The organism is Thalassospira sp. UBA4513, from assembly GCF_002388495.1.
In the GTDB taxonomy this organism is placed as follows: domain Bacteria; phylum Pseudomonadota; class Alphaproteobacteria; order Rhodospirillales; family Thalassospiraceae; genus Thalassospira; species Thalassospira tepidiphila.
Genome location: NZ_DGMR01000032.1, coordinates 116,197 through 142,635, shown reverse-complemented (window position 1 = coordinate 142,635; position 26,439 = coordinate 116,197). Strand labels below are relative to the sequence as shown.

23 protein-coding genes are annotated in these 26,439 nt (G+C 56.0%); 7 read left to right on the top strand and 16 right to left on the bottom strand.

Features of this window, described 5'->3' with window-relative positions:
- Nucleotides 1-210 precede the first annotated feature (210 nt).
- The 12 genes from mnmA to cysE all read right to left on the bottom strand — a co-directional run bounded on the left by mnmA (nucleotide 211) and on the right by cysE (nucleotide 10,311).
- On the bottom strand, nucleotides 211-1,356 hold the full coding sequence (gene mnmA / locus B2T33_RS13420; protein WP_008890655.1) for a tRNA 2-thiouridine(34) synthase MnmA: 1,146 nt from the start codon (nucleotides 1,354-1,356) through the stop codon (nucleotides 211-213).
- 117 nt (nucleotides 1,357-1,473) lie between these two features.
- Nucleotides 1,474-2,178: a thiaminase II gene (gene tenA / locus B2T33_RS13415; protein WP_286792300.1), complete on the bottom strand. Its 705-nt coding sequence runs from the start codon at nucleotides 2,176-2,178 to the stop codon at nucleotides 1,474-1,476.
- 125 nt (nucleotides 2,179-2,303) lie between these two features.
- Entirely contained in the window at nucleotides 2,304-2,501 is a 198-nt protein-coding gene (iscX, locus tag B2T33_RS13410; protein WP_008890653.1) for a Fe-S cluster assembly protein IscX, read from the bottom strand.
- A gap of 54 nt (nucleotides 2,502-2,555) precedes the next feature.
- Nucleotides 2,556-2,891, bottom strand: coding sequence for a ferredoxin family 2Fe-2S iron-sulfur cluster binding protein (locus B2T33_RS13405; RefSeq protein WP_008890652.1), 336 nt, complete (start codon nucleotides 2,889-2,891; stop codon nucleotides 2,556-2,558).
- A gap of 154 nt (nucleotides 2,892-3,045) precedes the next feature.
- Nucleotides 3,046-4,944, bottom strand: coding sequence for a Fe-S protein assembly chaperone HscA (gene hscA, locus B2T33_RS13400; RefSeq protein ID WP_286792299.1), 1,899 nt, complete (start codon nucleotides 4,942-4,944; stop codon nucleotides 3,046-3,048).
- A gap of 24 nt (nucleotides 4,945-4,968) precedes the next feature.
- Nucleotides 4,969-5,589: a Fe-S protein assembly co-chaperone HscB gene (gene hscB, locus B2T33_RS13395; protein ID WP_008890650.1), complete on the bottom strand. Its 621-nt coding sequence runs from the start codon at nucleotides 5,587-5,589 to the stop codon at nucleotides 4,969-4,971.
- A 152-nt stretch (nucleotides 5,590-5,741) separates the two neighbouring features.
- Nucleotides 5,742-6,083, bottom strand: coding sequence for a HesB/IscA family protein (locus B2T33_RS13390; protein ID WP_008890649.1), 342 nt, complete (start codon nucleotides 6,081-6,083; stop codon nucleotides 5,742-5,744).
- A 44-nt stretch (nucleotides 6,084-6,127) separates the two neighbouring features.
- Nucleotides 6,128-6,532 carry a Fe-S cluster assembly scaffold IscU gene (gene iscU, locus B2T33_RS13385; RefSeq protein ID WP_008890648.1) on the bottom strand — a complete coding sequence of 135 codons (405 nt, stop codon included), beginning with the start codon at nucleotides 6,530-6,532 and terminating at the stop codon, nucleotides 6,128-6,130.
- A 74-nt stretch (nucleotides 6,533-6,606) separates the two neighbouring features.
- Complete coding sequence (locus B2T33_RS13380; RefSeq protein WP_063088290.1) at nucleotides 6,607-7,830, bottom strand: IscS subfamily cysteine desulfurase; 1,224 nt, start codon at nucleotides 7,828-7,830, stop codon at nucleotides 6,607-6,609.
- A 27-nt stretch (nucleotides 7,831-7,857) separates the two neighbouring features.
- Nucleotides 7,858-8,985: a cysteine desulfurase family protein gene (locus B2T33_RS13375; RefSeq protein ID WP_286792298.1), complete on the bottom strand. Its 1,128-nt coding sequence runs from the start codon at nucleotides 8,983-8,985 to the stop codon at nucleotides 7,858-7,860.
- 49 nt (nucleotides 8,986-9,034) lie between these two features.
- Nucleotides 9,035-9,517: an Rrf2 family transcriptional regulator gene (locus B2T33_RS13370; RefSeq protein WP_008890645.1), complete on the bottom strand. Its 483-nt coding sequence runs from the start codon at nucleotides 9,515-9,517 to the stop codon at nucleotides 9,035-9,037.
- 74 nt (nucleotides 9,518-9,591) lie between these two features.
- A complete protein-coding gene (gene cysE, locus B2T33_RS13365; protein ID WP_286792296.1) occupies nucleotides 9,592-10,311 on the bottom strand; it encodes a serine O-acetyltransferase in 720 nt (239 codons plus the stop codon).
- Between the two features lie 245 nt (nucleotides 10,312-10,556).
- Here cysE and B2T33_RS13360 point away from each other — a divergent pair, with 245 nt between their 5' ends.
- The gene (locus B2T33_RS13360) at nucleotides 10,557-11,195 is read left to right on the top strand and encodes an alpha/beta hydrolase (RefSeq protein ID WP_008890643.1); all 639 of its coding nucleotides are present in this window, start codon (nucleotides 10,557-10,559) and stop codon (nucleotides 11,193-11,195) included.
- Between the two features lie 40 nt (nucleotides 11,196-11,235).
- Here the strand turns inward: B2T33_RS13360 and B2T33_RS13355 are convergent, their stop codons facing one another.
- Nucleotides 11,236-12,351 carry an anhydro-N-acetylmuramic acid kinase gene (locus tag B2T33_RS13355; RefSeq protein WP_286792295.1) on the bottom strand — a complete coding sequence of 372 codons (1,116 nt, stop codon included), beginning with the start codon at nucleotides 12,349-12,351 and terminating at the stop codon, nucleotides 11,236-11,238.
- 187 nt (nucleotides 12,352-12,538) lie between these two features.
- Between B2T33_RS13355 and tyrS the strand changes: the two genes are divergently transcribed.
- Nucleotides 12,539-13,792, top strand: a complete 1,254-nt coding sequence (tyrS, locus tag B2T33_RS13350; RefSeq protein ID WP_286792294.1) for a tyrosine--tRNA ligase — start codon at nucleotides 12,539-12,541, stop codon at nucleotides 13,790-13,792.
- A gap of 75 nt (nucleotides 13,793-13,867) precedes the next feature.
- On the opposite strand, the gene B2T33_RS13345 is transcribed toward tyrS, so the two are convergent.
- Nucleotides 13,868-17,386 carry an AsmA-like C-terminal domain-containing protein gene (locus B2T33_RS13345; protein ID WP_197147239.1) on the bottom strand — a complete coding sequence of 1,173 codons (3,519 nt, stop codon included), beginning with the start codon at nucleotides 17,384-17,386 and terminating at the stop codon, nucleotides 13,868-13,870.
- Between the two features lie 264 nt (nucleotides 17,387-17,650).
- Between B2T33_RS13345 and B2T33_RS13340 the strand changes: the two genes are divergently transcribed.
- The 5 genes from B2T33_RS13340 (at nucleotide 17,651) to adhP (ending at nucleotide 24,304) form a co-directional block, all read left to right on the top strand.
- Nucleotides 17,651-20,626, top strand: a complete 2,976-nt coding sequence (locus B2T33_RS13340) for a bifunctional [glutamine synthetase] adenylyltransferase/[glutamine synthetase]-adenylyl-L-tyrosine phosphorylase (RefSeq protein WP_197147238.1) — start codon at nucleotides 17,651-17,653, stop codon at nucleotides 20,624-20,626.
- A gap of 89 nt (nucleotides 20,627-20,715) precedes the next feature.
- Nucleotides 20,716-21,180, top strand: a complete 465-nt coding sequence (gene bcp / locus B2T33_RS13335; protein ID WP_063088296.1) for a thioredoxin-dependent thiol peroxidase — start codon at nucleotides 20,716-20,718, stop codon at nucleotides 21,178-21,180.
- Between the two features lie 226 nt (nucleotides 21,181-21,406).
- A complete protein-coding gene (locus B2T33_RS13330) occupies nucleotides 21,407-22,177 on the top strand; it encodes a response regulator (protein WP_008890637.1) in 771 nt (256 codons plus the stop codon).
- Nucleotides 22,178-22,314: 137 nt separating this feature from the next.
- Nucleotides 22,315-23,142 (top strand): ferritin-like domain-containing protein, encoded by an 828-nt coding sequence (locus B2T33_RS13325; RefSeq protein ID WP_286792292.1) that lies wholly within the window; start codon nucleotides 22,315-22,317, stop codon nucleotides 23,140-23,142.
- 139 nt (nucleotides 23,143-23,281) lie between these two features.
- Nucleotides 23,282-24,304, top strand: coding sequence for an alcohol dehydrogenase AdhP (adhP, locus tag B2T33_RS13320; RefSeq protein ID WP_197147236.1), 1,023 nt, complete (start codon nucleotides 23,282-23,284; stop codon nucleotides 24,302-24,304).
- A 61-nt stretch (nucleotides 24,305-24,365) separates the two neighbouring features.
- On the opposite strand, the gene B2T33_RS13315 is transcribed toward adhP, so the two are convergent.
- A complete protein-coding gene (locus tag B2T33_RS13315; protein ID WP_286792291.1) occupies nucleotides 24,366-24,887 on the bottom strand; it encodes a methylated-DNA--[protein]-cysteine S-methyltransferase in 522 nt (173 codons plus the stop codon).
- Nucleotides 24,888-24,889: 2 nt separating this feature from the next.
- Nucleotides 24,890-26,377, bottom strand: coding sequence for a DNA-3-methyladenine glycosylase 2 family protein (locus B2T33_RS13310; protein WP_197147234.1), 1,488 nt, complete (start codon nucleotides 26,375-26,377; stop codon nucleotides 24,890-24,892).
- Nucleotides 26,378-26,439 lie beyond the last annotated feature (62 nt).

Genomic DNA, 26,439 nt, shown 5'->3' with positions numbered 1-26,439 from the left:
TGCTCTAACCAGCTGAGCTACTCGGCCACAAGGAAATTTGTGGTGTTCCGGTGCGCTTGGAACGAGGCGGTTTTTAAGTCAGGGAGCCGTCCCCGTCAAGCGCCTTTTTGACGATTTTGTCAAAAAACATCTTAGTAAAACTTCTGGTGAAACTGGCGGGCGAGGAACATGCGCCCTCGCCCGTCCTATTCGTTAATCGGGCAATCCCGATCAGGCGGCACTTGCCGTGTTGCCGATCAGCTCTTCGCGGGTGATCCAGCCACCGCCAAGCACGCGTTCGCCCTGATAGAACACGCCGGCCTGCCCCGGCGCGATGCCGAACTGGGCATCGTGCAGTTCAATGCGGGCTTCGCCGGATGCTTCCGGGTAGACAGTTGCCGTGGTCGGCTGCATGGCCGAGCGCAGTTTGACTTCGACCTCGACCCCGTTTTCATCGATCTGATCGCCATCAAGCCAGTTAAGCTCGCGGACATAGACCAGTTTCTTCGCCAAAGCCGCCTTGGGCCCGACAATGACCTGACGCTTTTCGGGCGAGAGTTTGACGACATAAAGCGGTTCTGCCGTACCCCCGATATTAAGACCACGCCGCTGCCCGACCGTGTAATGGATCAGCCCGCGGTGATCGCCCAGCACATTGCCATCAAGATCAACGATCTCGCCGGGTTCGCCTGCCTCTGGACGCAGCTTTTCGACAAGACGGGCATATTTGCCATCCGGGACAAAGCAGATGTCCTGACTGTCGGGCTTATCGGCAACTTCAAGGCCGAACTTGGCGGCAAGCGCACGGGTTTCCGCCTTGCTCATCAAATGCCCCAACGGGAAGCGCAGGAAATCAAGCTGTTCCTGGGTCGTGGTGAACAGGAAGTAGCTTTGATCGCGGTTGGGATCGGCGGCACGGTGCAGTTCGGCCCGGCCATTAGCACCCAGTTTCCGCTGCACGTAATGGCCGGTCGCCATGCAATCGGCACCGAGGTCATAAGACGTTTCAAGCAGATCGCGGAACTTGACGGTCTGATTGCATTTCACGCACGGGATCGGGGTTTCACCGCGCATGTAGCTGTCGGCGAAATCATCGATCACTTCTTCGCGGAAGCGTGATTCGTAATCGAGCACGTAATAGGGAATGTCGATATCCTCGGCCACTTTGCGCGCATCATAGATATCGCGCCCGGCACAGCAGGATTTCGCACGGGTCGGGGCATTGGCCCCCATATCATAAAGCTGAAGCGTGATGCCCACCACGTCATAGCCTTCTGATTTCAGAAGGGCCGCAACAGCAGAGCTATCAACCCCGCCCGACATGGCAACAACCACGCGGGTATCTTCCGGGGCTTTATCAAAGCCAAGAGAGTTCATGTTTCTCACCCATCCGTGGGTCAAGGCCACGGCGACAAGAGGTTAATCCAAAAAGGCAACGGGCGGCGCACCCGCCACCCGCAAAATATCGTTCGGGCTTATATAGGCGATCTTGGCCTATTTTGCCAGATCAAGTCCCATCTGCCAAAAATCGGCTTCAAGGCGGCTTGCCATGGTAAAGGTTTCCACCAGCCCTTCGAGGCGGCGATGACCCCCGCGCGTGGCAACTGTGTGTTCAAGCAACTCGATCTCGGCCTTTGCCACGCCCTGGAATTCGTCGGACGCATACATTTCAATCCATGCCCGGTACGGATTGCCGTCAAGCACAGTATCAGAACTTGCCATCAGGCGGTTTGCGATTTCGGCATAGCCCACCATACAGGGCATCAGGGCCACCTGCAGGTCCACCACATCGCCCTGATGACCCCGATCAAGCACATAGCGGGTATAGGTGATGCACGCCCGTGCCTCGGCCTCTGCGACGATATCGGCCTCAGACAGGCCCCAGCCTTTGCAGAAGTCCAAATGCAGGCTCATTTCCATATCAAGGATGGCATGCACGGTGCCGGAAAACTGGCGCATGGCATGCAGGTCTTCGGCCTTATAGGCCGCCAGCGCATAGGCGCGCGCAAACTGGATCAGGAACAGGTAATCCTGAATAAGGTAATGTTTAAACGCGGCCTCGGGCAATGTGCCGTTACCAAGCTGTTTGACGAAGTCATGACAGACATAGCTTTGCCAGGCTTCGGGTGCGCAGGTGCGCAATTTGCCAAACAGACTGTCGACGGGAATGATGTCGGTGAAGGTGGCGGGTTTGCTCATGCTGGTCCCTTCCCTGTTTATTCATGGTGGCTCAAACAAAAACGGACCAGCCCGCATGTTGCAGGCTGGTCCGCATTTTCGTGATCAGGGTGCAGGCCGCTTGGCGCACATCACACTCATCGAAATCAGTCGTCGCGCTCGTCGATCCAGGCCATCTGGATGGCTTCAAGAATCTTCTCGTTCGACTTCGAAGGATCGTCTTCAAAACCTTCAAGCTCGGTGACCCATTTATGCAGGTCGGTAAAGCGAAGGTTGAGGTTATCCTTGTCCGGATGGGCTTCCTCAAGCTCGATCGCGATGTCCTGAATGTCTGTCCAACGCATATCCGTCTCCTTTGACACCGGGCGGCAATGCGCCCGGTCAGCAGAAGGTGAAACTTACTTGTCGACCATCATGTTGCGGGTCGCGGACGGAAGTTTGACACGCAGACCGTCGAGCTCGTCGCTCATGATGATCTGGCAGCCAAGACGCGAGGTCTCGGTCAGGCCAAAGGCAAGGTCAAGCATGTCTTCTTCGTCTTCGGACGGTTCATCAAGCTTGTCAAACCAGTCATCTTCAAGAATGACGTGGCAGGTCGAACATGCCAGCGAACCTTCGCAAGCACCTTCAAGGTCAATGCCGTTCTTGTGGGCAGCTTCCAGAACAGACAGGCCGTCGGCGACTTCGAATTCCTTTTCGGTGCCATCCGGCTCGACAAAAACGATCTTAGGCATTTGTGCCTTTCTCCTCGGTAATACTTTTCGTTCGATCTCTGTTTATGCGCCCCGCGACACGGGTCGCTTATCCGGCCTGACCTTGGCGGTTGTCGGGGACAATCGCCGCAGTTCGCCGGTTTGTCAATTCCACCGGTGTCGATTAATTCACTTCCTAGTGAACTTCATCGACATTTTGCCCGGCAAGTGCCTGGCGGATCCGGCTATCCATTCGTGCCTCGGCAAACGGGCGCGATGCATTTTCAAGCGCCTCGGCGGCGTCATTGATCGCATCGCGGTTATCGCCTGCGGCGGCCGTTTCAAGATTGGCAATGGCCTGTTTGATGTTGGCCTCGTCTTCCTTGGTCAGAAGCGCACGGTCGGCATTCATCGCGGCATTGACCGCCAGGATGTTGCGACGTGCTTCGACGCGGGCCTCGGTCAGGACACGCATTTCCATGTCTTCGCGGGCGTGCACCATGCTATCGCGCAGCATGGTCGCCATATCAGACTCATTGATGCCATAGGTCGGCTTGACCGCGACTTCCTGTTCAGTGCCGGTGGTTTCTTCGCGGGCCGAGACGGTCAGAAGGCCATCGGCATCGACATTGAACTGCACGCGGATACGTGCAGCGCCAGCTGCCATCGACGGAATACCGGTCAGGGCAAAGCGCGCGAGCGAGCGACATTGGTCGACCATTTCACGTTCGCCCTGCACCACATGGATCATCATGGCCGACTGGCCATCCTGATAGGTGGTAAATTCCTGTGCCTTGGTCACCGGGATCGGCGTATTACGGTCAATGACCTTTTCAACAATTCCGCCCATGGTTTCAAGCCCAAGCGACAGCGGCGTGACATCGAGAAGAAGGTTGTCCGAGCCACCTGTCAAAGCCTCTGCCTGAAGCGCCGCACCAAGAGCGACAACCTCGTCCGGGTCGATATCTGACAGCGGTTCCTGTTCAAACAGATCGGCCACCGCCTTGCGCACGGCTGGCACCCGGGTAGAGCCACCGACCAGCACGACACCCTTGACGTCTTCGGGCAAGACGTCGGCGTCATCAAGCACCTGTTCGGTGATGGCGGCCGTGCGGGCAACCAGCTTGGCGATCATCGCATCAAACTGATCACGCGTTACGGTGTGTTTGGTGTCCGTGCCATTGAGTGCCACGCTGACTTCGACACTGTCCTGATCGGTCAGGCTTTCCTTGACCGTCCGGGCGGCCTTCAGCAGGCGTTTGGCATCCGACGCATCAAGATCATCGGCCGCCCCACCATCCTTGCGTTCCGCCAGAAGGTGTTCCGCAATGGCATGATCGAAATCATCGCCACCAAGGGCAGCATCACCACCGGTCGCCTTCACCTGGAAGACGCCCTTTTGCATTTTCAGAAGCGAGATATCAAAGGTCCCGCCACCAAGGTCATAGACGGCATAAAGCCCCTCTGCCCCATTATCGAGGCCATAGGCAAGTGCGGCTGCGGTCGGTTCATTGACCAGACGCAGGACTTCCAGACCGGCCAGTTTGGCGGCATCCTTGGTCGCGGTACGCGCCCCGTCATCGAAATAGGCCGGGACCGTGATCACGGCCTTTTCGACCGGCTTATCAAGGCTTTCTTCGGCGCGCGCTCGCAGTGCGCGCAGGATATCTGCCGAAACCTCGACCGGGGTTAAAACCCGATTACCGACATTGAGGCGCACCATCATCGGTTCGCCGTTTTCGGTTTCGGATTTTTCCGGGACTTCGACGTGATACGGCAGCGTGCCGGCAACCGATTTGACGTCTTCCAGACCACGGCCCATCAGGCGTTTCACCGATGATACCACACGGCTGGCGTCTGAGTTGATCTGATCACGGGCGGCTTCGCCGACAACCGGCGTGTCATCGCCGTAATAGACGACAGAGGGCACAATCGCATTGCCACCGGATTTATCGCGCAGAACTTCAGGCTTTTCCGAGTTCGAGATTGCAACCACCGAGTTGGTGGTTCCAAGATCGATCCCGACAGCGATCTGGCGTTCGTCCTCATGCGGGAGGGGTGTTTCGCCCGGTTCGTGGATTTTTAGCAGAGCCATTCTTACGTCCAGTTTTTTCTATGATCAGGCAGCGGCAAGGCGCGATTTCTTCGCGCGCGCTTCCTCGGTCATTTTCATCAGATATCTTAAACGGGTGGCCAGTTTCTTGGCCGCGTCAAAGGATTGGCTGTCAAAGGCGGCACCCAGATCATTTTCACAGGCACGCGCCTGTTTACGGGTATCCTTGATGATGGCATCGATGGTGATTTTATCCTTGGCATCGTCAAGGGCTTCACGCATTTCCATCGCTTCCATCAGAAGTTCCGGATCATTGACGGTATGGCCTTCGCCGCCTTCTGGCTCGTGCCCGGCCTGACGCAGCATATAATGTGCCCGTGCGACCGGATTTTTCAGCGTCTCGAAAGCTTCATTCAGGCTGGCGGCCTGTTGCGATGACAGGGCCTGTTCACGGCCCGACTTGGACGCGAACCGGTCGGGATGGAGCTTTTGTTGCTGCTTGAGGTAGGTCGCTTCCATCGCATCGACATCAACGTCAAAGGAACGCTCCAGACCAAAGCGGGTAAAATGATCCAGCTGGCCGGGGGCCTGAATGGCGTTGCAGGTTTCGCAAAACAGTGCGCTTGCGGCGACCGGCCCCTTGCAGGACCAGCAAACCTTGTGCGCAGGTTGTTCGGTGTTGCTCACGCGATGCACTTCCGAGGATTAAAAGACAAAAACAAATCAGTTCAAAAGGCGATGCGTGACCATCACTTGGTCACGTCACCCTTTTCAGGCGATGGCCCCGGCGATCTCGCCAGGGCCATAACCATTCAGAAAGCAGGGAAAGCCCGGCCTGATCAAACGTGGAAGGATTCCCCGCAACCACAACGACCTTTCTCGTTGGGGTTCCGGAAAACAAAGCCTTCCTCCATCGTGTTGACCTCGTAATCCATCTCTGTGCCAAGCACGAACATGATGGCTTTGGGGTCGATCAGGATTCTCACGCCGTCGTCAAGTTCGACGACTTCTTCGAAGCCGTCGGCACCATCGGCATATTCCAGCGTGTAGGACAGGCCCGAGCACCCTTTGCTGCGCACACCAAGCCGAATGCCGTGCGAAGGTTTCCCGCGGCTATCAAGCAGCGCCTTGATGTGATCAAGAGCGACCGGTGTGACAGAAATTGGTGACGGTAGAGCCATTTTATTCTCCCAAGATTCCGAAAACGATGGGGAGTGGGCGCTGCTTATTCAGCAGCGTCCACTTCCGCTGCGCCGTTTTTGGTTTTGTAGTCGCTGATTGCGGCTTTGATCGCATCTTCAGCCAGGATCGAGCAGTGGATCTTGACCGGCGGAAGTGCAAGTTCCTCGGCAATCTGCGAGTTTTTGATCGAACCCGCTTCGTCAAGCGACTTGCCCTTGACCCATTCGGTGATCAGCGAGCTTGAGGCAATCGCCGAACCACAGCCAAAGGTCTTGAACTTCGCATCTTCAATGATCCCTTCCGGGGTCACTTTGATCTGCAGCTTCATGACGTCACCACATGCCGGTGCGCCGACAAGGCCGGTCCCGACAGAGGTTTCGTTCTTGTCCATGGAGCCGACATTGCGCGGGTTTTCGTAATGGTCGATCAGCTTTTCACTATAAGCCATGATAGGAGTCCTCCTAAAAGTCTTGTGTCTCTCTCACGAGATTGATTACGTCAAACGTTCGTTTTCAGCCGTGCTTAGTGTTCAGCCCATTCGATCGACTTGATGTCGATGCCTTCCTGCGCCATTTCCCAAAGCGGGCTCATTTCGCGCAGACGCTCAACTGCGGTGCAGATGGCATCAACGGCTTCATCAAGCTCTTCCTTGGTGGTGTAGCGACCAATGCCAATACGAAGGGATGTATGGGCCAATTCTTCGTCAACACCAAGAGCACGCAGAACGTACGACGGTTCCAGCGACGCCGAGGTGCAGGCAGAGCCCGACGACACGGCAATGTTCTTGATGTCCATCAGAAGGCTTTCACCTTCGACATAGGCAAACGAAATGTTCAGGTTGCCGCTGACACGGACGTGTTCGTCACCATTGACATAGATGTCTTCGAGACGGTCACGGAAACGCTGAAGCGTGTAGTCACGCAGCTTTTCGATACGTGCGTTTTCTTCGGCCATTTCGTTGCTAAGAATGTCGCACGCCTTGCCAAGACCAACGATCAGCGGGGTCGGAAGCGTACCGGAACGCATACCGCGTTCCTGACCACCACCGGTGATCTGTGCGATCACACGAACACGCGGACGACGGCGAACATACAGCGCACCGATGCCTTTCGGGCCATAGATCTTGTGACCGGAAATCGACATCAGGTCGATCTTCATGTCATCAACATCAAGGTCGATCTTGCCAACCGCCTGCGCACAGTCGGTATGGAAGAAGACTTTGCGTTCGCGGCAGATTTCACCGATTTCCTTGAGCGGCTGAATGACACCGATTTCGTTGTTCACACCCATGACGGATACGAGTGCGGTTTCATCGGTGATGGCAGCCTTGAGTTCTTCAAGGTCGATCAGGCCGTTTTCCTTAACGCCAAGATAGGTCACTTTGTAACCTTCCTGCTCAAGGTGGCGGGCACTGTCGAGCACGCATTTATGCTCGGTGACAACCGTGATCAAGTGCGGCTTTTTCTTGCCATAGAACTTCATCACCCCTTTGAGGGCGAGGTTGTTTGACTCCGTCGCACCCGAGGTAAAGATGATTTCCTTGGCCGACGCACCAATGATCTTGGCAACCTGACCGCGTGCAACTTCAACCGCGTCTTCGGCTTCCCAGCCAAAGCTGTGGTTGCGCGAATGCGGGTTCCCGAATTTCTCGGTGAAGTACGGCAGCATTGCCTCGACAACCCGCGGGTCGGTCGGCGTCGTCGCCTGATAGTCCAGATAGATCGGCTTTGCTTTAAGCTCGTTCATTTTAAAGGCTTCCTCACTCACTCTTTCTCAGGCAGCGTGACGCGCTTTCTTGCGCGCTGCATTACCCCTCATCCGGCTCCAAACGCGGATAAATGTATCAATGTCTTCGTTGGTGCTTTCCAGTCCCAGACTGACCCGAATGGCCGATCCGGGCTCGGTAACACCCATTTCCCTCAGTACGTGACTTTCACGTACCTTGCCTGATGAACAGGCTGATCCCGAACTGATGGCAACACCTGCCAGATCCATTGCCATGACCTGGGTTTCCCCGGGCATTCCTGGCAGGATCAGGCAACTCGTATTCACCAGTCGCTCCGTTCCCTTGCCGGCAATCAGAAGCTCAGGCGCCTCTGATGCCAATTCTGTTTCCAGGCGATCGCGCATTTTCGCGACGTCCGCCATCCTTGCCATGTTGGCCTCGGCACGTTTGGCTGCGGCATCAAAGCCCGCAATCCCGACAACGTTTTCCGTGCCACCACGGCGGTATTTTTCCTGCCCACCACCCCGGATCTGGGGGACCAGCATCACGCCCGGCGCGATCGCCAGTGCGCCAATTCCTTTTGGACCGCCGATCTTGTGGGCCGAGATCGACACCATATCGACCAGCAAGCGCCCCATATCGACCGGCAACCGGCCCAGCGCCTGAACAGCATCGCAATGGACCTTGGCACCATATTCACGCGCCAGCAGACCAACCTTGGCAACCGGCTGAATGACGCCGGTTTCGTTATTGGCCAGCATGACCGAAACCAGAACCTTTTGCCCGGCGTCCGATGCGTCTTTGAGCATCGTTTCAAGGGCATTCAGGTCAATCACGCCATTTTCATCCACCGGGATGCGTTTAGCGTCCGGTCTTGCTTCGATGACCGAAGGATGTTCGACCGCACTGGTAAATACGGTGACATCTTCCAACCCGTTCAGCGCCAGATTGTTGGCTTCAGTACCGCCGCTGGTGAAGATGATCCGTTCTGAATCACCGCCCAGCAAATCGGCAATGGTGCGTCTTGCATGATCAACGATCTTGCGGGCCGCACGGCCACTGGCATGAACCGAAGACGGATTACCTGCAACATCCATCGCAGCGATCATGGCCTGCTTTGCATCTTCACAAAGCGGCGCGCTGGCGTTGTAGTCGAGATAAACCTGGTCGGTCATCAGTTTAAAATCATCCTTATTCGCATCTGCCCTCGATATAGAGGACCAACTACTGTGCCGCAACCTGTGACGGCTCTTCGATCTGGGTCGTTTTACCCGGGAAAGTCCGAAGCGTCCCGGCCACGTTGCGATCCACCACATCGGCAAGACTGACAGAGGCCAGATAAAGATAAATCTGGTTGCCGAGTTCTTCCCACAGTTCATGGGTCAGACAACGGCCCTTGTTGGTCTTGCAGCCCTTGGGAGAGCCGGACTTGCAACGGGTTGCACGGATTGGTTCATCAACCGCCAGAATGACATCGGCAACACGGGTTTCAGTGGCATTGCGTGCAAGCAAATATCCGCCACCCGGGCCGCGCACCGAACGGACCAGACCGCCCTTGCGCAATTTGCCAAACAGCTGTTCAAGATAAGAAAGCGAAATTTCCTGGCGGTCCGCAATATCTGCAAGCGCGACCGGTCGGTCCTTGCTGCTTTCAGCGAGATCGACCATCGCCATAACGGCATAGCGGCCTTTGGTACTCAGCTTCACGGTGCGTCCTCCTGCCTTGCTTTGGGGTTAACCCCGAGCGGGCTTTTCATTCATGTTGCGCGGTGGCGCGTATTCTATTCCGATGATGCGACGATACGCGGCTTTTCCGGTGCGGCGTCAGATGAGGCCTTTTCACCCTCAAGGGCGACCACCTTGTTGCGCAGCGTTTCGACCTCACGGCCAAGTTCTTCAAGCGCACGGGCAACCGGATCAGGCAGATCGCCAAGCGGCGTACCATAGGCACAGAACCGATCATCCTGTTCACGGCGGACGATCTTGGCCGGAATGCCGACCACGGTTGCACCCTCGGGCACTTCACCCAGAACCACGGCGTTGCCGCCAACACGTGCATTCCTGCGCACGGTAAATGGTCCAAGGATTTGCGCGCCGGACCCGACAATCACGCCGTCCTCAAGGGTCGGGTGACGTTTCAGGCCGCGCTGGCCGTCGCTATTCACACTTGGCGATGTCCCGCCAAGGGTAACGCCTTGATACAGTGTGACATCATCGCCGATCTCGGCGGTTTCGCCGATTACGACACCCATGCCATGGTCAATAAAGAAGCGCTTGCCAATCGTCGCACCCGGGTGAATTTCTATCCCGGTCAACCAGCGCAAAATCTGCGACAGGAAGCGTGCCGTCAGGCGGAAACCGCGCTGCCACAGCCAATGTGTCCCGCGATAGCCCATGATCGCATGAAACGCCGGATAGCTGATCACGACTTCCCAACGGGATCGCGCCGCAGGGTCACGGGCGATCATCGCGTCAATTTCCTGACGAATTAGCTTGAACATGGGGCGGTCCACTGTGTAATTAGTACCTTCGATTCCCGGCAGCCACGCCCAGCCCCGTCCTTGCACATTAGCAATTGTCGGGTTCGACAGGCACCATCGGGTTAGCCGGAATATAGGATAACCGAGTAACTTGGTCAAGTATTTGCCCAAAGCAATTTATGCGCAAACACGAAAAAACTTACAAAAACACTCGGATATTTTTGTTACACACATCTTTCCATTCGTGGACAGGAGCAGTCTGATCCATGCCTGAGGTCATTTTTAACGGCCCCGAAGGTCGCCTTGAAGGTCGCTACCACCATAACGGCGCTGACGATTCGCCCATCGCACTTATCCTCCATCCGAACCCGCAACAGGGTGGCACAATGAATAACAAGTTGTGCTTTAACATGTTCAACATGTTCAAGGATCGCGGCTATTCCGTCATGCGGTTCAACTTCCGTGGCGTCGGCCGCTCACAGGGCGTATTCGATCAGGGGATCGGTGAACTGTCGGATGCGGCATCCGCGCTTGACTGGATGCAGACCTATAACGCCAATGCACGTGCAACCTGGGTTGCCGGTTATTCGTTCGGTTCCTGGATCGGCATGCAGCTTTTGATGCGCCGTCCGGAAATTGACGGATTTATTTCGGTCGCAGCCCCGGCAAGTGAACATGACTTCACCTTCCTTGCCCCCTGCCCGTCATCCGGCATTCTGATCCATGGCACGCAGGACACCAACATTCCGGTCGCCTCGGTCAACAAGCTTGCCGACAAGCTAAATGCCCAGAAAGGCATTGAAGTTGACATGTGCGCGATTGACGGTGCGGATCACTATTTTGCCAAACAGCAAGACGAAGTGATCAAGCACTCGATTGCCTATCTGGACAAGCGCGGCGCCTAAACCGCCCGCAGCCTGACCACACAAATAAAAGGCCGCCTGATCAGGCGGCCTTTTTCGTTGGGTAAAGCTTGCCACCACAACAGGGCTCTGCCACGCCCGTGGTCCCCGGGAAGCTGAGCGGCAAGTCACGTAAATGGCGCACAGCCAGGAAGCCAAAACACTCGGCCTCCACCGCATCACCATCCCAATCAAGCACGTCAACAGACTGCACCGGCACCCCAAGGCGGGTTGCGAGTGTTTCCATGATATAATCGTTGTGCCGCCCGCCACCACAGACAAACCAGCCTTTGGGCGCAGCTGGCAGATGGTTTACCCCGGCAACGATGGCCGCCACCGTGCAATTGGCAAGCGTTGCCGCCCCGTCGGATACATTAAGCTTGGCCTCAACCACCAGCCCGTCAATCCGTGCCGCCATATCTTCGCGGTCCAGTGATTTCGGCGGGATGCGGTCAAAATACGGGTCTTCAAGGAATTTGACCTCGACCATCGGGTCACCTGTGCCCGATGCCGCCGTTGCGCCGTTCAGATCAACCGGATTACCGGTATGGCGCAACATCCAGTCATCAATGCGCGCATTGCCTGGCCCGCAATCAAAGGCCAACAGGCCGTCATCCCCGTCGATATAGGTAACGTTGGAAACCCCGCCGATATTCAGAACTGCCACGGGCAGCTCAACACCGGCACTTTTGATCAGCGCGGCGTGATAGACAGGTGCCAAAGGTGCGCCTTCCCCGCCGGCGGCGACATCGGCCAACCTGAAATCGGCCACCACCGGGATGCCAGTTTTTTCCGCCAGCATATGGGGCGTTCCGATCTGGCGCGTCAGGCCCGATGCCGGTTCATGAAACACGGTCTGCCCATGAAAGCCGATCACACCAATATCGGCGGCCGACATGCCGGATTTATCCATCAGCATGTTAACAGCATCAACATGCACCTGTGTCAGATCATCGGCAACGACATGTTCGGTGTTGGTCGCACTGCGATTGCCAAAGCAGGCCCGCATACGTTCGCGCAATTCCGGCGCATAGGGCACAAAAACCGATTGCCCGGTGCGGCGCACTTCGATGCCATCGGTTTCAATGAGGGCTGCGTCCACCCCGTCAAGGGACGTGCCACTCATCATGCCGATTGCTGTTATCCAGCCGTGTCTCATGTCGTGCTCCGTGCGCGATCGCTGTTGGTTTTGAGCAGCCTAAAAGGAAATTATCGCGAATTCGTTACCCGTATGGCAGATCTGTTCGCCGATGCGTTGCCGAGCGGATGTTTTCTGTGCTAGATCATCGCCTCCGCACCGAATGGCGGATCAAATTTTCTATCACAACCAACATAGCGCAAAAACCATGACTGAACTGAAGTCTGATTTTCTCCGCGTCATGAATGACCGCGGTTACATCCACCAATGTACTGATCTTGAAGGCCTTGATGCCTATGCATCGGAAAATACGGTGGTGTGCTATGTGGGTTATGATTGTACTGCAGACAGCCTGCATGTCGGATCGCTTGTGTCGATCATGATGTTGCGCTGGCTGCAGAAAACCGGCCACAAACCGATCGTCCTGATGGGCGGCGGCACCACCCGCGTTGGGGATCCGACCGGCCGCGATGATGCACGTCCGGTTCTGACCGATGAAATCATCGAAGCCAACATGGCTGGCATCAAAAAGGTGTTTCAGCAATTCCTGACCTTTGGCGATGGCCCGACCGATGCGGTCATGGTCAACAATGCCGACTGGCTGGACAAGCTGAACTACATCGAATTCCTGCGTGATTTCGGTCGCCACTTCTCGGTCAACCGGATGCTGGCATTTGACTCGGTCAAGCTGCGTCTGGAACGTGAACAGTCGCTGAGCTTCCTTGAATTCAACTACATGATCCTGCAGGCCTACGACTTTGTCGAACTAAACCGCAACTATGGCTGCACGCTTCAGATGGGCGGATCGGATCAGTGGGGCAACATCGTCAATGGTGTTGAGCTTGGTCGCCGCGTTGATGAGAAATCGCTGTTTGGCCTCACCACACCGCTGATGACCACCGCATCGGGTGCCAAGATGGGCAAGACTGCGGCCGGGGCGATATGGCTGAACGAAGAACGTCTGTCGTCTTATGACTACTACCAGTTCTGGCGGAACACCGAAGATGCCGACGTGATCAAGTTCATGCGTCTGTTCACCGAGATGTCGCTCGATCAGATCGAAGAATACGCCAAGCTTGAAGGATCGCAGATCAACGAAGCCAAGAAAGTTCTGGCATTCGAGGCCGTCAAACTGTGCCGTGGTGAAGAAGCAGCCCTTGCGGCGGCTGAAACTGCGCGCAAGACCTTTGAAGAAGGTGTTCTGGCAGACGATCTTCCGACCGTGGAAGTTGCCAAGGCCGATCTTGATGCCGGTATTCCGGCCTTTGATCTTTTCCGCCGTGCCGACCTTGCCAAATCGGGCGGTGACGCACGTCGTCTGATCAAGGGTGGCGGCGCCAAGATCAATGACGAAAAAGTCAGCGACGAAAACGCCAATATCACCGCCGATGCGGTTAATGCAGATGGTGTGATCAAGGTATCTGCTGGCAAGAAACGCCATGTCCTGATCAAGCCGGTCTGATCAAAGAAGACCCGCAGAAAAACAAAAGCACCGCCGAGTGATCGTGCGGGGCTTTTTTCGTAACTGGTTGCCGACTTAGCCCGGCTCGGCACCGGTGATCAGGTTGCGGAACACGCCAGGCACAAAGGTCGATAGCGGATTGACCGTAATGCTGGGGTCGCTCAGATCGCCCTCCACCGTGTAGGTCGGGGCAAATATGCCACCACCCTCTTCGCCGACCAGAATGTCGCCCAGGATCGGAATGGCACCCAGCGCGGAATTCAGTGCGTAAATCGGCACGATCGACCCGGCCAGTCGGATTTCCGATTTGGCCAAATCAATCGAGCCATTTGCCGTTACCCCGACGGCTGCGCCGTTTGCCGCCACCTTTGACAGCGACAGCACATCATTGACATAGGTGAAGTCGCCGTTCATTTCGCTAAAGGCGATGCCATTGCCTTGCAACACATCGCCAAGCCCGGTCAGCGACGCCGCACTGAGCACGCGGGCCGCAATCGGCGCATTGACCACGCGGAATTCATTGACCGTGACCTTACCGGTGAAGGGTTGGGCAATGTCGCGTTCATCAACCGTGCCTTCAATCGTCAGGCGTCCGCCCAGAAGATTTTCATACATATCAACCGCACGCAGGAAACGCCCCGCATCCTCGCTGGTCATTGTGACCTTGCGGGTCTGGAAGTCTTCGCGGACGACTTGCACAAACACATTGGCCCGGTCACCAAATGCACCGTTCAGAACAAGACGGTCCCATTCCTGCCCGACCGTATGGATCGATCCGCGCAGATCGGCCAGAAGTTCACCGTTGGCCATAACCATCTGTTCGATATTCAGGAACACTTCGGTGGTGCCGCCGGTTCGCTCGGCACGCTCGCCAATGCCACCGGTATTCGTTTCCGACGCGGCTTTGCCTGCGTCGTCATTGCTTTGTTCGTCATCGACGATCCATGGGGTCGCGATCAATTGACGCGCCGAGATTTCCAGCTCGCGCTTGTCGGTTTCCTGACGCAAGGTGATCTTGCCATCATTTAGCAATGGCTCAGCCCCCTTAAGCAGGAAACCGCCAGCTTCCAGCGTCACAAGATAGCTCTGCTCATCCGGCTCGCCGTCCGCAGGCGCTTCACCGGATGCGTCATCCTCAAGGAACGGACGCAAATCGAATTGCGCACCCCGCAGATCGACCAGCAATCGATTGCCTTCTTCCATGCGAATGGTGCCAGCAAGATCAATATTTTCGCGAAAACGGGTGTCTTGCAGCTCGACAAACCATTTGTCGGCCATGGCGTTGTCACCGCGCCAGTTGCCACGGCCTGTTGCCTCAAGCGCTGGTGCAATCAGTGAGAAACTGTCAAGCACCCCACCGCCATCAAACATTACGGCAACATCAAACTTCGCCGCAGCATTTGCGCCGGGCTCCTTGCGATATCCCACTTTTTCGATCGGAACCGAAATCGCCGAATTGGTCAAATCAAGGTCACCGACCACACGGACCTGATCAGAGCCGACGCGGATATCCAGCTCCCCCTTCGCCATCCCGTTCAGGTACGGGCCGGGATCAAGTTCGATATCGGGCAAAACGGCAAGATCAAGATCGCCCGATAGTTTGTAGCGGCTTCGGACCTCAGCCTCTTGCGCAAAGGTTTCGACCCAGTTGATGTTGGTTTTGCCGTTGCCAATCGTGGCCGTGCCGCCAAGTTCAAGCCCCTTGGTGTTAACCTGCAATTCAAAGCTGCCCGCGGTGACATCCATGCCGCGGAACGCACCAACGATCCCGGCCTTTTCAATCCGCGAGGCTGCCGCGACATCGACATCGTCAAACGTCACATCGCGAAGCAACGGGAAATGTAGGCGCACACGGGTTGCCTGTTCACCACTGATCTGGGCCGGGTCGATGCCAAGCCGGGTGGCAAAGCCAAGTGGTTTTGCCTCAATCAGTTCCAGTGCCTTGCGCGCACTGCCCTGTGCGACGATTTCGATATCGGCATAGGGGGTCGGTTCATCAAGTTTGGTGAAAATGATGCTGGCATCGGTTACCTGAATGCCATCGGCCTCGCCGGTATTTACAAAGATGCTGAAACTGGTTTCATCAAATTCGGCACGCCCGGCGGAATTATGCACTTCCGGCATTTCACCAAGATAATGCACGGTCACACCCGACATGGTCATCTGACCACCAAGATCATCAACAATGACCTCGCCCGCATCGTCCAGGCGCAGTTCGGTGTGCAAGGTTGCCTGATGAACAATCCCCTCGGACAGGTTGGTGACGACCCAGGTCCGCGCATCCACACCGACCCCTTCGGGCCAGAGACGATCCAGATCGTTGGTTGCGACGTTCTTGGCGGACGCATCAAGATTGACTTGCCACTGCCCGAACGGGTCAAGCACGACCCCCTGAAGTTTGGCGGATGCATCACCAACATTCAGCACGACATCATCAATGCTGAAGCGACCGGGCACATAGCTTGTGACAATCTGTCCGTCCGAAACCCGATAGGTCGCCCGTATTTCGTCGGGGAAGGTGATCACGCCACTTCCAACCGACAGGTCGGTGGCCGCCGTAAGCAATTCACCCTTCGCGTCAAAGCTTGCGCGCAGCTTTCCCGAAACCGGGACATAGGCATCGCGCAATTGTTCAAACAGGTCCGAGATGCTGACAAGATCAGCAAGCTGCACCTCGCCAATTTCAGCTTCAAGATCGACCTGATCGGTTTCGATACTGTAATCGCCCGTGACACGTACCTGGGTGGATATATCCCCGGCACTGACCTGCATCGAGGCTTCCGCGCCGATCCCGAAGGCCCGGCGTGTCAACAAAATATCAGCCTGCGGTGCCGCCCAGATAATGCCGATTTTATCATCGCGCACTTCAAGATCGGCATTCACCACCCCGAAACTTTCGAAATAGGCCGCGGCTGGAATATCGGTGCGTTCGCCCGAAAGAATGGCAAACACATCCTGCAGGACCGTATTGCCGGAACGTTCAACAGTTTCGGTGTCACCCGCGGCGTTTTCAGGTTCAGCCGGAAGTTGATCGGCATTCACGTCCGGTGCATCAGGGAGTTCAATCGTAACTGAGGCCCCGCGCCCCTTGTCGTAAATTTGGCCTGTTGCCGCACCATCATCGTTGCGCGTGTTTTCCGAAGGGTTCGTGCCATCTGCGGCGGTTTCTTCGGCGACATAGCCGACATCAATCGTGCCATCGGCCCGCCGTTCAAGGCGAATGCGCGGGCCGATCAGATTAAGCTCGCGCAGGGCAAGCACGCCTTCAAAAAGCGCCTTGCTGGAAAACACGACATCGGCTTCGGGGACGTGAAGCATTTCCTGATCATCGGGGCCAAAGATGCTGACGTCGCGCAAACCGACATCAAATTTTTCGTCCCAGCCGCGCCAGCGCAGAACGACGTCGCCTATTGCCAGCCGATTATTGCCCATCGATTTGTTGAGATGATCAACCAGATACGGGGTCAGACGATGCAGGGACACAGGTTCCTGAGACAGCCGCCAGATCGTGACTGCTGCAAATACGCCGACAAACAGGACGATGGCTGATAAAGTCAGCGCCAGCCATCCGGCAAAGGTCTTAACGTGGCGCACTCATTTTACCTTGTGTTCCCGATGTCATATGCAGTGATATCAATAACTTCTCTTGTCTGGCATGGTTGTCGATGGATCATTGGATCCTAAAATACCAGACAGTTATTGATCTATACCCCTTTTTGTCCGATCACAGAAAAGCTAGAAACATATAAGTCATCCTGTTGATCAGGACGTCCTACTCCTTGCAGAGATTATGCAATCAGGCTCAATCCTTTGCATAGCGCGGTTTGTGACCATTTCGCAATACAAGGAACGCAAAAAGTGTCTCTTTCCTGGATTTCACAGGACCTGCCCAAAGCCTTTGACGCCGACCGTGTGACCAATGCGCTCGAACGCTGGAACACATTGGCGGGTCGACCAGCGTTTGAAAGCCTGTCAGACAAAATTGGCGAGATTGCGTCCAATCCCCAAAAACGTGCGGTTCTTGAAGCACTTTTTGGTAACAGCCCCTATCTGACCAATCTTTGCCTGCGTGATCCCGATACGGTCTGTGACGTGTTTGACAGCGGCCTTGATCAGGCATTTGCCAACGCGCTTGAGCCCGTGAAAGTCAGTGCGAATGCACGCGATCTTGATCAGACGACCACCATGGCGACTGTCCGTCACGCCAAACGCCGCGCGGCGCTGGTGATCGCGATTGCCGATATCTGCAAGGCCTGGAAACTTGATCAGGTCACATCGGCGATCAGCAAAACGGCCGAGTACACCCTTGATTTCACCATGGCACATTGCCTGTCCGCCATGGCGCGGCTGCGTAAATATGACCTGCCCAACCCGGAAAATCCGCTTGAGGGATCCGGGATCTTTGCCATTGGCATGGGGAAACTCGGTGCCGGGGAACTGAATTATTCATCGGATATCGACCTGATCTTCCTCTATGATCAGGATGTGGTGACCTATATCGACCCTGATCGCATTCATCAGGATCTGGTGCGGATGGTGCGCGACATCACCCGGATCATGGAAGAACGCACCGGCGACGGATATGTTTTCCGCACTGATTTGCGCCTGCGTCCGGACCCGGCATCAACCCCGCCAATTCTTTCGATGATTGCGGCTGAAACATACTATGAAACCGTCGGCCAGAACTGGGAACGTGCGGCCATGATCAAGGCCCGCATTGTTGGTGGCGACCGCGTTTCGGGCAATGAATTCCTTGAAATCCTGCGACCCTTTGTCTGGCGCAAGCATCTTGATTTCATTGCCATTCAGGACATTCATTCGATCAAGCGCCAAATCAATGCCCACAAGGGCGGCAGCAAGATCAATATCCCCGGTCACAATATCAAGCTTGGTCGTGGCGGCATCCGCGAGATCGAATTTTTTGCCCAGACCCAGCAACTGATTTGGGGCGGTCGTGAAATTGCGCTGCGTGGCAAGGCAACCTGCGACACCTTGCGCACCCTGACCAAGTTCGGCCAGGTGTCCGAGGAAGTGCGCGACGAAATGCTGGCCGCCTATGATTTCCTGCGCACGGTCGAACACCGGCTGCAAATGATCAATGATCAGCAAACCCAAACTCTGCCCGATACCGATCAGGGATTATTGGCACTGGCGACCTTCCTTGGCTATGAGACGCTTGATGCCTTCAAGGCGGATTTGCTGCTTCATCTGCGCAATGTCGAAAACAATTATGCCGAACTGTTTGAAGACGACACGACCCTTGCCGGTGCCAGTGGCAACCTTGTCTTCACGGGCACCGAAGACGATCCGGAAACCCTGGTCAATCTGCGCGAGATGGGCTTTGAAAATGCCGAAAACGTATCGGTCACGGTGCGGGGCTGGCATCATGGCCGTTACCGGGCAACCCGATCACGCCGGGCGCGTGAAATCCTGACCGAACTGATGCCGACCCTTTTGGCAGCACTTGGTAAAACAACCAACCCGGACATGGCATTTCGTGCCTTTGACGACTTCCTCAAAGGTCTGCCGGCCGGCGTGCAGTTGTTTTCGCTGTTCACCGCCCATCCGCAGTTGCTTGAACTGCTGGCCCAGATTGCCGGGACCGCGCCGCGCATGGCGAAATATATCGGGCGTAATGCCGCGGTGCTTGATTACGTATTGATGTCGGGCTTCCACGAAGAACTGCCTGATGCGGATGCGATGCTGGCGGAGCTTGATGCCCGCCTGTCGCGCGAAGACATGGTTGAAGACTGGCTTGATGCCGCGCGGCGATGGGCCAATGACCAGAAGTTCCAGATTGATGTGCAAACCATCCAGAACCGTCACACCCCGCACGAAGCAGGCCGTGCATTGGCCGATGTTGCCGACGTTGCCATTCGCGCACTGTTCCCGCGAATTGCCGACGATTTTGCTGCCAAACATGGCTCGTTTGCAGATGGCGGGCTTGCGGTGTTTGCATTGGGCAAGCATGGCGGGCAGGAACTTTCACCCGGGTCCGACCTTGATATGGTGTTTATCTATGAGGTGCCCGAAGATGCCGAAGAATCAGACGGCGAAAAACCATTGTCGCCGGGCCACTATTTCATCCGGCTAAGCCAGCGTTATATCAACGCCCTGTCGGCCCCGACCGCCGAAGGGGTTCTGTTTGAAACCGATCTTCGCCTGCGCCCCAGCGGATCCAAAGGGCCGCTTGCCACCCATTTCAAAAGTTTCGAGACTTATCAAAACAACGAAGCCTGGACGTGGGAGCACATGGCGCTAACGCGATTGCGTGCGGTTTATGGCCCAAAGGCACTGTGTGACAAGGTATTGGCCACGACCAATGACGTGCTGTGCAAGCAACGCGATCCGGACAAACTGGTGCGCGAAGTCTATGATATGCGCAACCGCATGGAGGCCGGCAAAGGCGACAACCACCCATGGGCGATCAAGATGCGCCGCGGCGGTTTGGTCGATCTGGAATTCATTGCGCAATATCTACAACTGCGCCATGCCCATGACCACCCGGAGGTCCTGTCACCGACAACCCGCGAGGTTTTCAAAAATCTGGCGACGGTGGGGATCCTTGATGACGAAGAGGCCGAGTTTCTGGCCAATTCCGCATCGTTCTGGCTGGCGTTGCAGGCGATGTTACGCCTGACGACAGAGGGCCCGTTTGATCCGGAAAAAGCCAGCGAGGATTTGCAAAAAATGCTGGCAAATGCCGGAAAATGTGATGATTTCGCAAGCCTTCAGGACAAAATGGAAATGACGGCAACCCGCATCAAGGAGATCTATGATCGCGTGGTTGCAGCCCCCGCGGAAAAGATTGCGCCAACAGATGCACCGCAATGATCCAAGCCCCCTTGCCATCCTTATAAGGCTTTGTATTTTCACGGTTGCAACATGCCGCTATGCGGTCCCAAAAGATTAAAGGATAGACCATGACAGTTGATGTTGGTGACAAGGCCCCGGATTTCGAATTGCCAACCGATGGCAATGGCAGCGTGAAACTGTCGGATCTGGCAGGCAAACCGGTGGTGATCTATTTCTATCCCAAGGACATGACGCCCGGTTGCACGACCGAGTCCTGCGAATTCCGCGATGCCGAACCCGATTTCAGCGCTGTGAATGCGCAGATCATCGGCATTTCCAAGGACAGTGCGGACCGGCACGACAAATTCAAGGCCAAGCATGACCTGAACTTCATTCTCGCCTCCGACGAGAACGGCACTACGTGCGAGGATTACGGTGTCTGGAAAGAAAAAAGCATGTATGGCAAAAAATTCATGGGTATCGAGCGGTCGACCTTTGTCATTGATGGCAACGGTGTCATTCGCAATGCCTGGCGCAAGGTAAAGGTCAAAGGCCACGTTGCCGAGGTTCTTGAGGCTGTCAAAGCCCTTTGAATTTAGATTTTTCCCGTATCAAGGCCCGGCGATCAGTTGCCGGGCCTTTGTTTTTTTGGCGGTAAAATCGTTTTCTTTCAGACGGCTGGCCGTATTGCGTTTTGCTGATTTTGTTGCCATCCCTTGTTTGTCGGGCTAACAATTCGGATATGGGAGTGATGGGTGAGGTCTAATTCTCGCCTGTTCGATGAAAACTCACCGGCATGCCGGCAAAGCGGGTAATCAAATGAATAACAATGTTGTTGATCTCGACGATCAAATGCTGGCGGATTTTCGCGACGAAGCACATGACATCATCAATTCGATTGACGTTCATCTGCAAAACGCACGCGGCAAAAAAGATCCCGCCCATCTGACCGCCATCCAGCGCGAAATATTCAATCTGCGATACAAGGGCAAGTCAGTATCAGCGCCGCTGATCAACCTGACCAGCCATCGTCTTGCGGATTACGTCACGACCTGCAAGGAACTGAACGAAGGCGCAATTGAAGATATCCAGGCCTTCGTCGACAAGATCCAGTCCCTGCTTGATGGTGACATGACGGCTGGCGGGACCGACACCGCCGAATTCGTGCGCGAACTGCCGTCCAAACGGACCCCTGATATTGACCCAGCATGGCTGAAACAGGCCAATGTCGAAGCCTTGCTGGTCATTCCGCAACGCTCCCTGGCAACCATTCTGGAACGCGAACTAGCCGCTTGTGGTTATCGCAGTTCGGTCACACAAACATCATTCGAGGCGATCGAACTTGCCGTGCGCACCCGCCCGGATTTCATCATTGTCGCCAAGACCATTGATGAATTGACCGGTGTTGATCTGGCCAATGCCCTGCAGGCGATGCCGAAAACACGCGGCATTCCGACCGCAGTTCTGACCTCGGATGCACCGAACCATCCGTCGCTTCAGGATTTGCCGTGCCGGACCGCGATCATCCGCAAGGGCAATGCCTTTGGCGAGGATCTGGCAGAGGCACTGGCGCGCTTTAACATTACCTGATTGCGCAAGCGCCAAACGATTTCAAAGGGCGGTCCGAACCTTGATGGTGGGCCGCCCTTTTTGTTTGCCAATTGACCCTATGGCCACCAAGTGGCAGACAAAGCGCAACTGAACCCAAACCCCATACCCGGACGATCATGACCAAACTGACCCTTGCTGATGCTGCCAAACGTGCCCTTCTGACAGAAGACGCCACAGAGAAGGCCGATGTCACTGCCGAAATGGCAGCGATGTGGCGCAATGGCGAGATCAGTGAAGTGGGCTCAACTGATCTGCCCGATCGTCCCGGTCGTCCGGCAAAGCCGGAATTGCTGCCGCCCAACAAGATGCCCAAGCGCAAAAAAGGCAGCGTTCAGGGACGTATTGGCCTTCTGCATGCGCTGGCCCACATCGAACTCAATGCCATCGATCTCGCATGGGATTTGTGTGTGCGCTTTCCCGAGGCAGACATGCCGCGTGATTTTCACGATGCCTGGGTTCAGGTCGCCGATGACGAAGCGCGCCATTTCAAAATGATCAACAAACGCCTTGGGGAACTGGGCGCGGCATATGGTGACCTTCCCGCACACGACGGGCTTTGGCAGACATCGATGGATACGGCCTATGACATTCTGCCGCGTCTGGCGGTCGTGCCGATGGTGTTTGAGGCACGCGGCCTTGATGCCACGCCGCCGACCATTGAACGGCTTCTGGCGCATGGGGATACGGAAAGTGCCCGCATCCTTAAAATCATTGCACATGACGAAATCGCCCATGTCGCCGCGGGCCGAAAATATTACGAATATGTCTGTGATCAGCGCGACCTGCCCTACTACACCACATGGCATGATATGCTGCGCAAGCATTTCCGCGGACCGCTCAAACCACCGTTTAATGACGAAGCGCGCTATGAAGCCGGCATGCCGCCGGACTATTATCAGGACTATGTCCTTGAACTACCTGACATTGACGGTGATAGCGCATAAGGCTTTTGCGCGCCTGATAAGAATTCATCAAAAAATTGATACACCTCATGGTGGTGCAATCTGAAATCAACGACACTCCCCTTCGCGATATTTGAAGAAAAGACGTTCTTTTCCGTATCATCAGCAAGGAGATGTCACCATGCCCTCCACCATGAAAGCCGCCGTCGTTCGGGCGTTTGGCAAGCCGCTGTCGATTGAAGAAGTCACCGTACCCAAGGTCACGCCGGGGAAAATCCTGGTCAAGATCGAAGCGTCCGGTGTCTGCCATACCGACCTTCACGCGGCCGAAGGCGACTGGCCGGTCAAACCGAACCCGCCCTTTATTCCGGGCCACGAGGGTGTCGGCATCGTTGCCGAAGTTGGCGAAGGCGTGACATCCGTCAAGGAAGGCGACCGTGTTGGTGTCCCGTGGCTGCATTCCGCCTGCGGGCATTGCCATCACTGCGTTACGGGTTGGGAAACACTTTGCGGCGAACAGCTCAATACCGGCTATTCGGTGAATGGCGGCTTTGCCGAATATGTCCTGGCCGACCCGAACTATGTTGGCCACCTGCCCGATCCGCTTGAATTTGGCAATGCAGCCCCGGTGCTGTGCGCTGGTGTCACGGTCTATAAGGGGCTTAAGGAAACCGAATGCAAGCCCGGCGAGACCGTGGTGATTTCCGGCGTCGGCGGGCTTGGCCATATGGCGGTTCAATACGCCAAGGCGATGGGCATGAAAGTTATCGCCGTTGACATTGCCGACGAGAAACTTCAACTCGCCAAAGACCTTGGTGCGGACTGGACGATGAACGCGGCCGAAACAGACGTTGTTTCCGAAGTTCAGAAACAGATGGGCGGTGCCAATGGCGTGCTTGTCACCGCCGTTTCGCGCGCTGCCTTCAAACAGGGTGTAGGCATGCTGGGCCGTGGTGGGACTATGGCACTGTGCGGCCTGCCGCCCGGAACGTTCGAGCTTGATATTTTCGATACGGTCCTGTCACGCAAGACCATCCGTGGATCGATTGTCGGCACCCGTGCCGACCTTCAGGAAGCCCTTGATTTCGCCGGTGACGGTAAGGTGCATTCCCACTTCACGACCGAGCCGATGGAAAACATCAACTCGATCTTTGACCGCATGCGCGATGGCAAGATCGATGGCCGTATTGTTATGTCGATCTGATCGACTAAGGCACTATTTCGACTGCAAAAAGGCTGCCATTCGGCAGCCTTTTCTTTTGGGTTCAGGCCGCTTTGGCCCGCATCGCGGCCTCATGATCGAGCAGCCATTTCTTGCGCACAAGCCCACCGGCATAGCCGGTCAATGTGCCGTTCGATCCGATCACCCGATGGCACGGCACAATGATCGATATTGGGTTCAACGCATTGGCACGTGCCACCGCCCGAACAGCCTTGGGGTTGCCAAGCTGATCTGCCAGCCCGGCGTATGAAACGCTTTTTCCACTCGGGATATTGACCAAGGCATCCCAAACCGATTTCTGAAACGCCGTCCCGACCATGTTGATCGCATCCATCGGCAGCACGCCGACGGATCCGGAGAAATAGCCATCCAGCCAGTCAGTGATCGGTGCTGGTACCGCGCCGCCCTCTTTCCATTCAAGGTTCTTGAACCGTCGTGTCTGAATGGTTTTAAGGCGATCATCGTTGTCTTCGAAATCAAGATGCACCAGTTCGCCATCAATCGAGGCGAGCGAGAGTTTCCCGATCGGGCTGGCATAACGCACGACGTTGATTTGGGTGGACATCGTCATTCTCCTTCCAATGCGGACCAAAGATATTGCGCGGCATATGCCCGCCATGGCCGCCAGTTTTCCGAAATGCTTTCCAGTGCCTTGGCCTTGTCCGGCCCACCGCCCATGCCAGATGCCTTCAGGATGCCAAGATCGGCCGCCGGGAAGGCATCCGGGTCACCAAGCCCGCGCAGGCCAAAATAGTTCAATGTCCAGGGGCCAATGCCCTTGATCGCGGTCATGGCGGCAATCAGCTCATGCCCTGACATCTGATCACAATCCGGTCTGGCAAACAGATCAATCACGTCGGCAAGGGTCTGAGCCCGGCGCGTGGTCAAACCAATCGGGATCAGTTCCTGCCCGATCAGACTTTGGGGTGACGGGAAGACATGCGTGATCCCCGTCCCAGTGATCAGATCATCGGGCAAGACATCGCCAAACCGGGCCACAAGTCGCCAGGCCAAGGTACGTGCCGCCGCGACCGAAACCTGTTGGCCCAAAACGGCCCGAAGGGCGAGTTCAAACCGATCCCAGCATCCAGGCACGCGCAGACCGGGTCGTTTTTGCACCAACGGCGCCAGCAAGGCATCGTCGGAAAACTGTGCTGTGATGGACGGCACATCGGCATCAAGATCAAAAAGTCTGCGCACCCTTGCACCGATTTCAAGCACCGCCTCCCGGGCCGGACCACGGAGGATGACATCCACGCCGGCTTGGTCGGCGCTGAAATGACAGATCATCAAGCCGAGCTTGCCATCAATTTTGAAACCGCGCGCATAGGTGCGTTCACGGACGGTTTCCAAGCCCGGAATGGCACGTGCGCGGAAAAAGCTCAGAAGATATTCGGCATCAAAGGGTTGTCGGGCACGCAGACGTAAAATCAAATCATCATTGCGCGCAGCAAACGGATCATCCGAGCCCAGTTTTTCCGGGCTCACAGTTTCGACACCGCGGCGAAAGGCTGTTGGGGCCTGCCCATAGGCCTGTTTCATCGCATCGTTAAAGCGACGCAAACTCCCGAAGCCAGCAATGTCGGCGATTTCGGTCATGGTCAGGTTGCTATCGACAATCAACTGCCGTGCCCGCAACAGACGGCGTGCCTTGGCGTGTTCTTGCGGCGTGACACCGGTGTGTTCCTTGAAAATACGCCGCAAATGCCGGTCCCCGACACCAAGCCGGTCGGCCAGATCAGTGATCGAGCCATTTTCAAGCACGCCCTGATCAATCAGACGTACCGCACGGACGACCGTGGCATGCACACCGGTACTTGCCGGGCTGCCCGGGGCGGCTTCGGGGCGGCAGCGCAGGCATGGGCGAAAACCATGCGCAATTGCGGCCTCGGCACTGGGATAGAATTCCACATTGTCGCGCTTGGGCGTGACCGCCGGGCAAATCGGGCGACAGAAAATCCCGGTCGTCCGCACAGCGGTATAAAACCGCCCGTCAAACCGACGGTCGCGGGTTTTGAGTGCCTGATAGCAAATATCGTTATTGAGCTGTTCCATGCCGCGCAGTTTAGCAGAACCGCACGATAAAACTCGCCAGATTCGGACTCAGACGTTTTAAA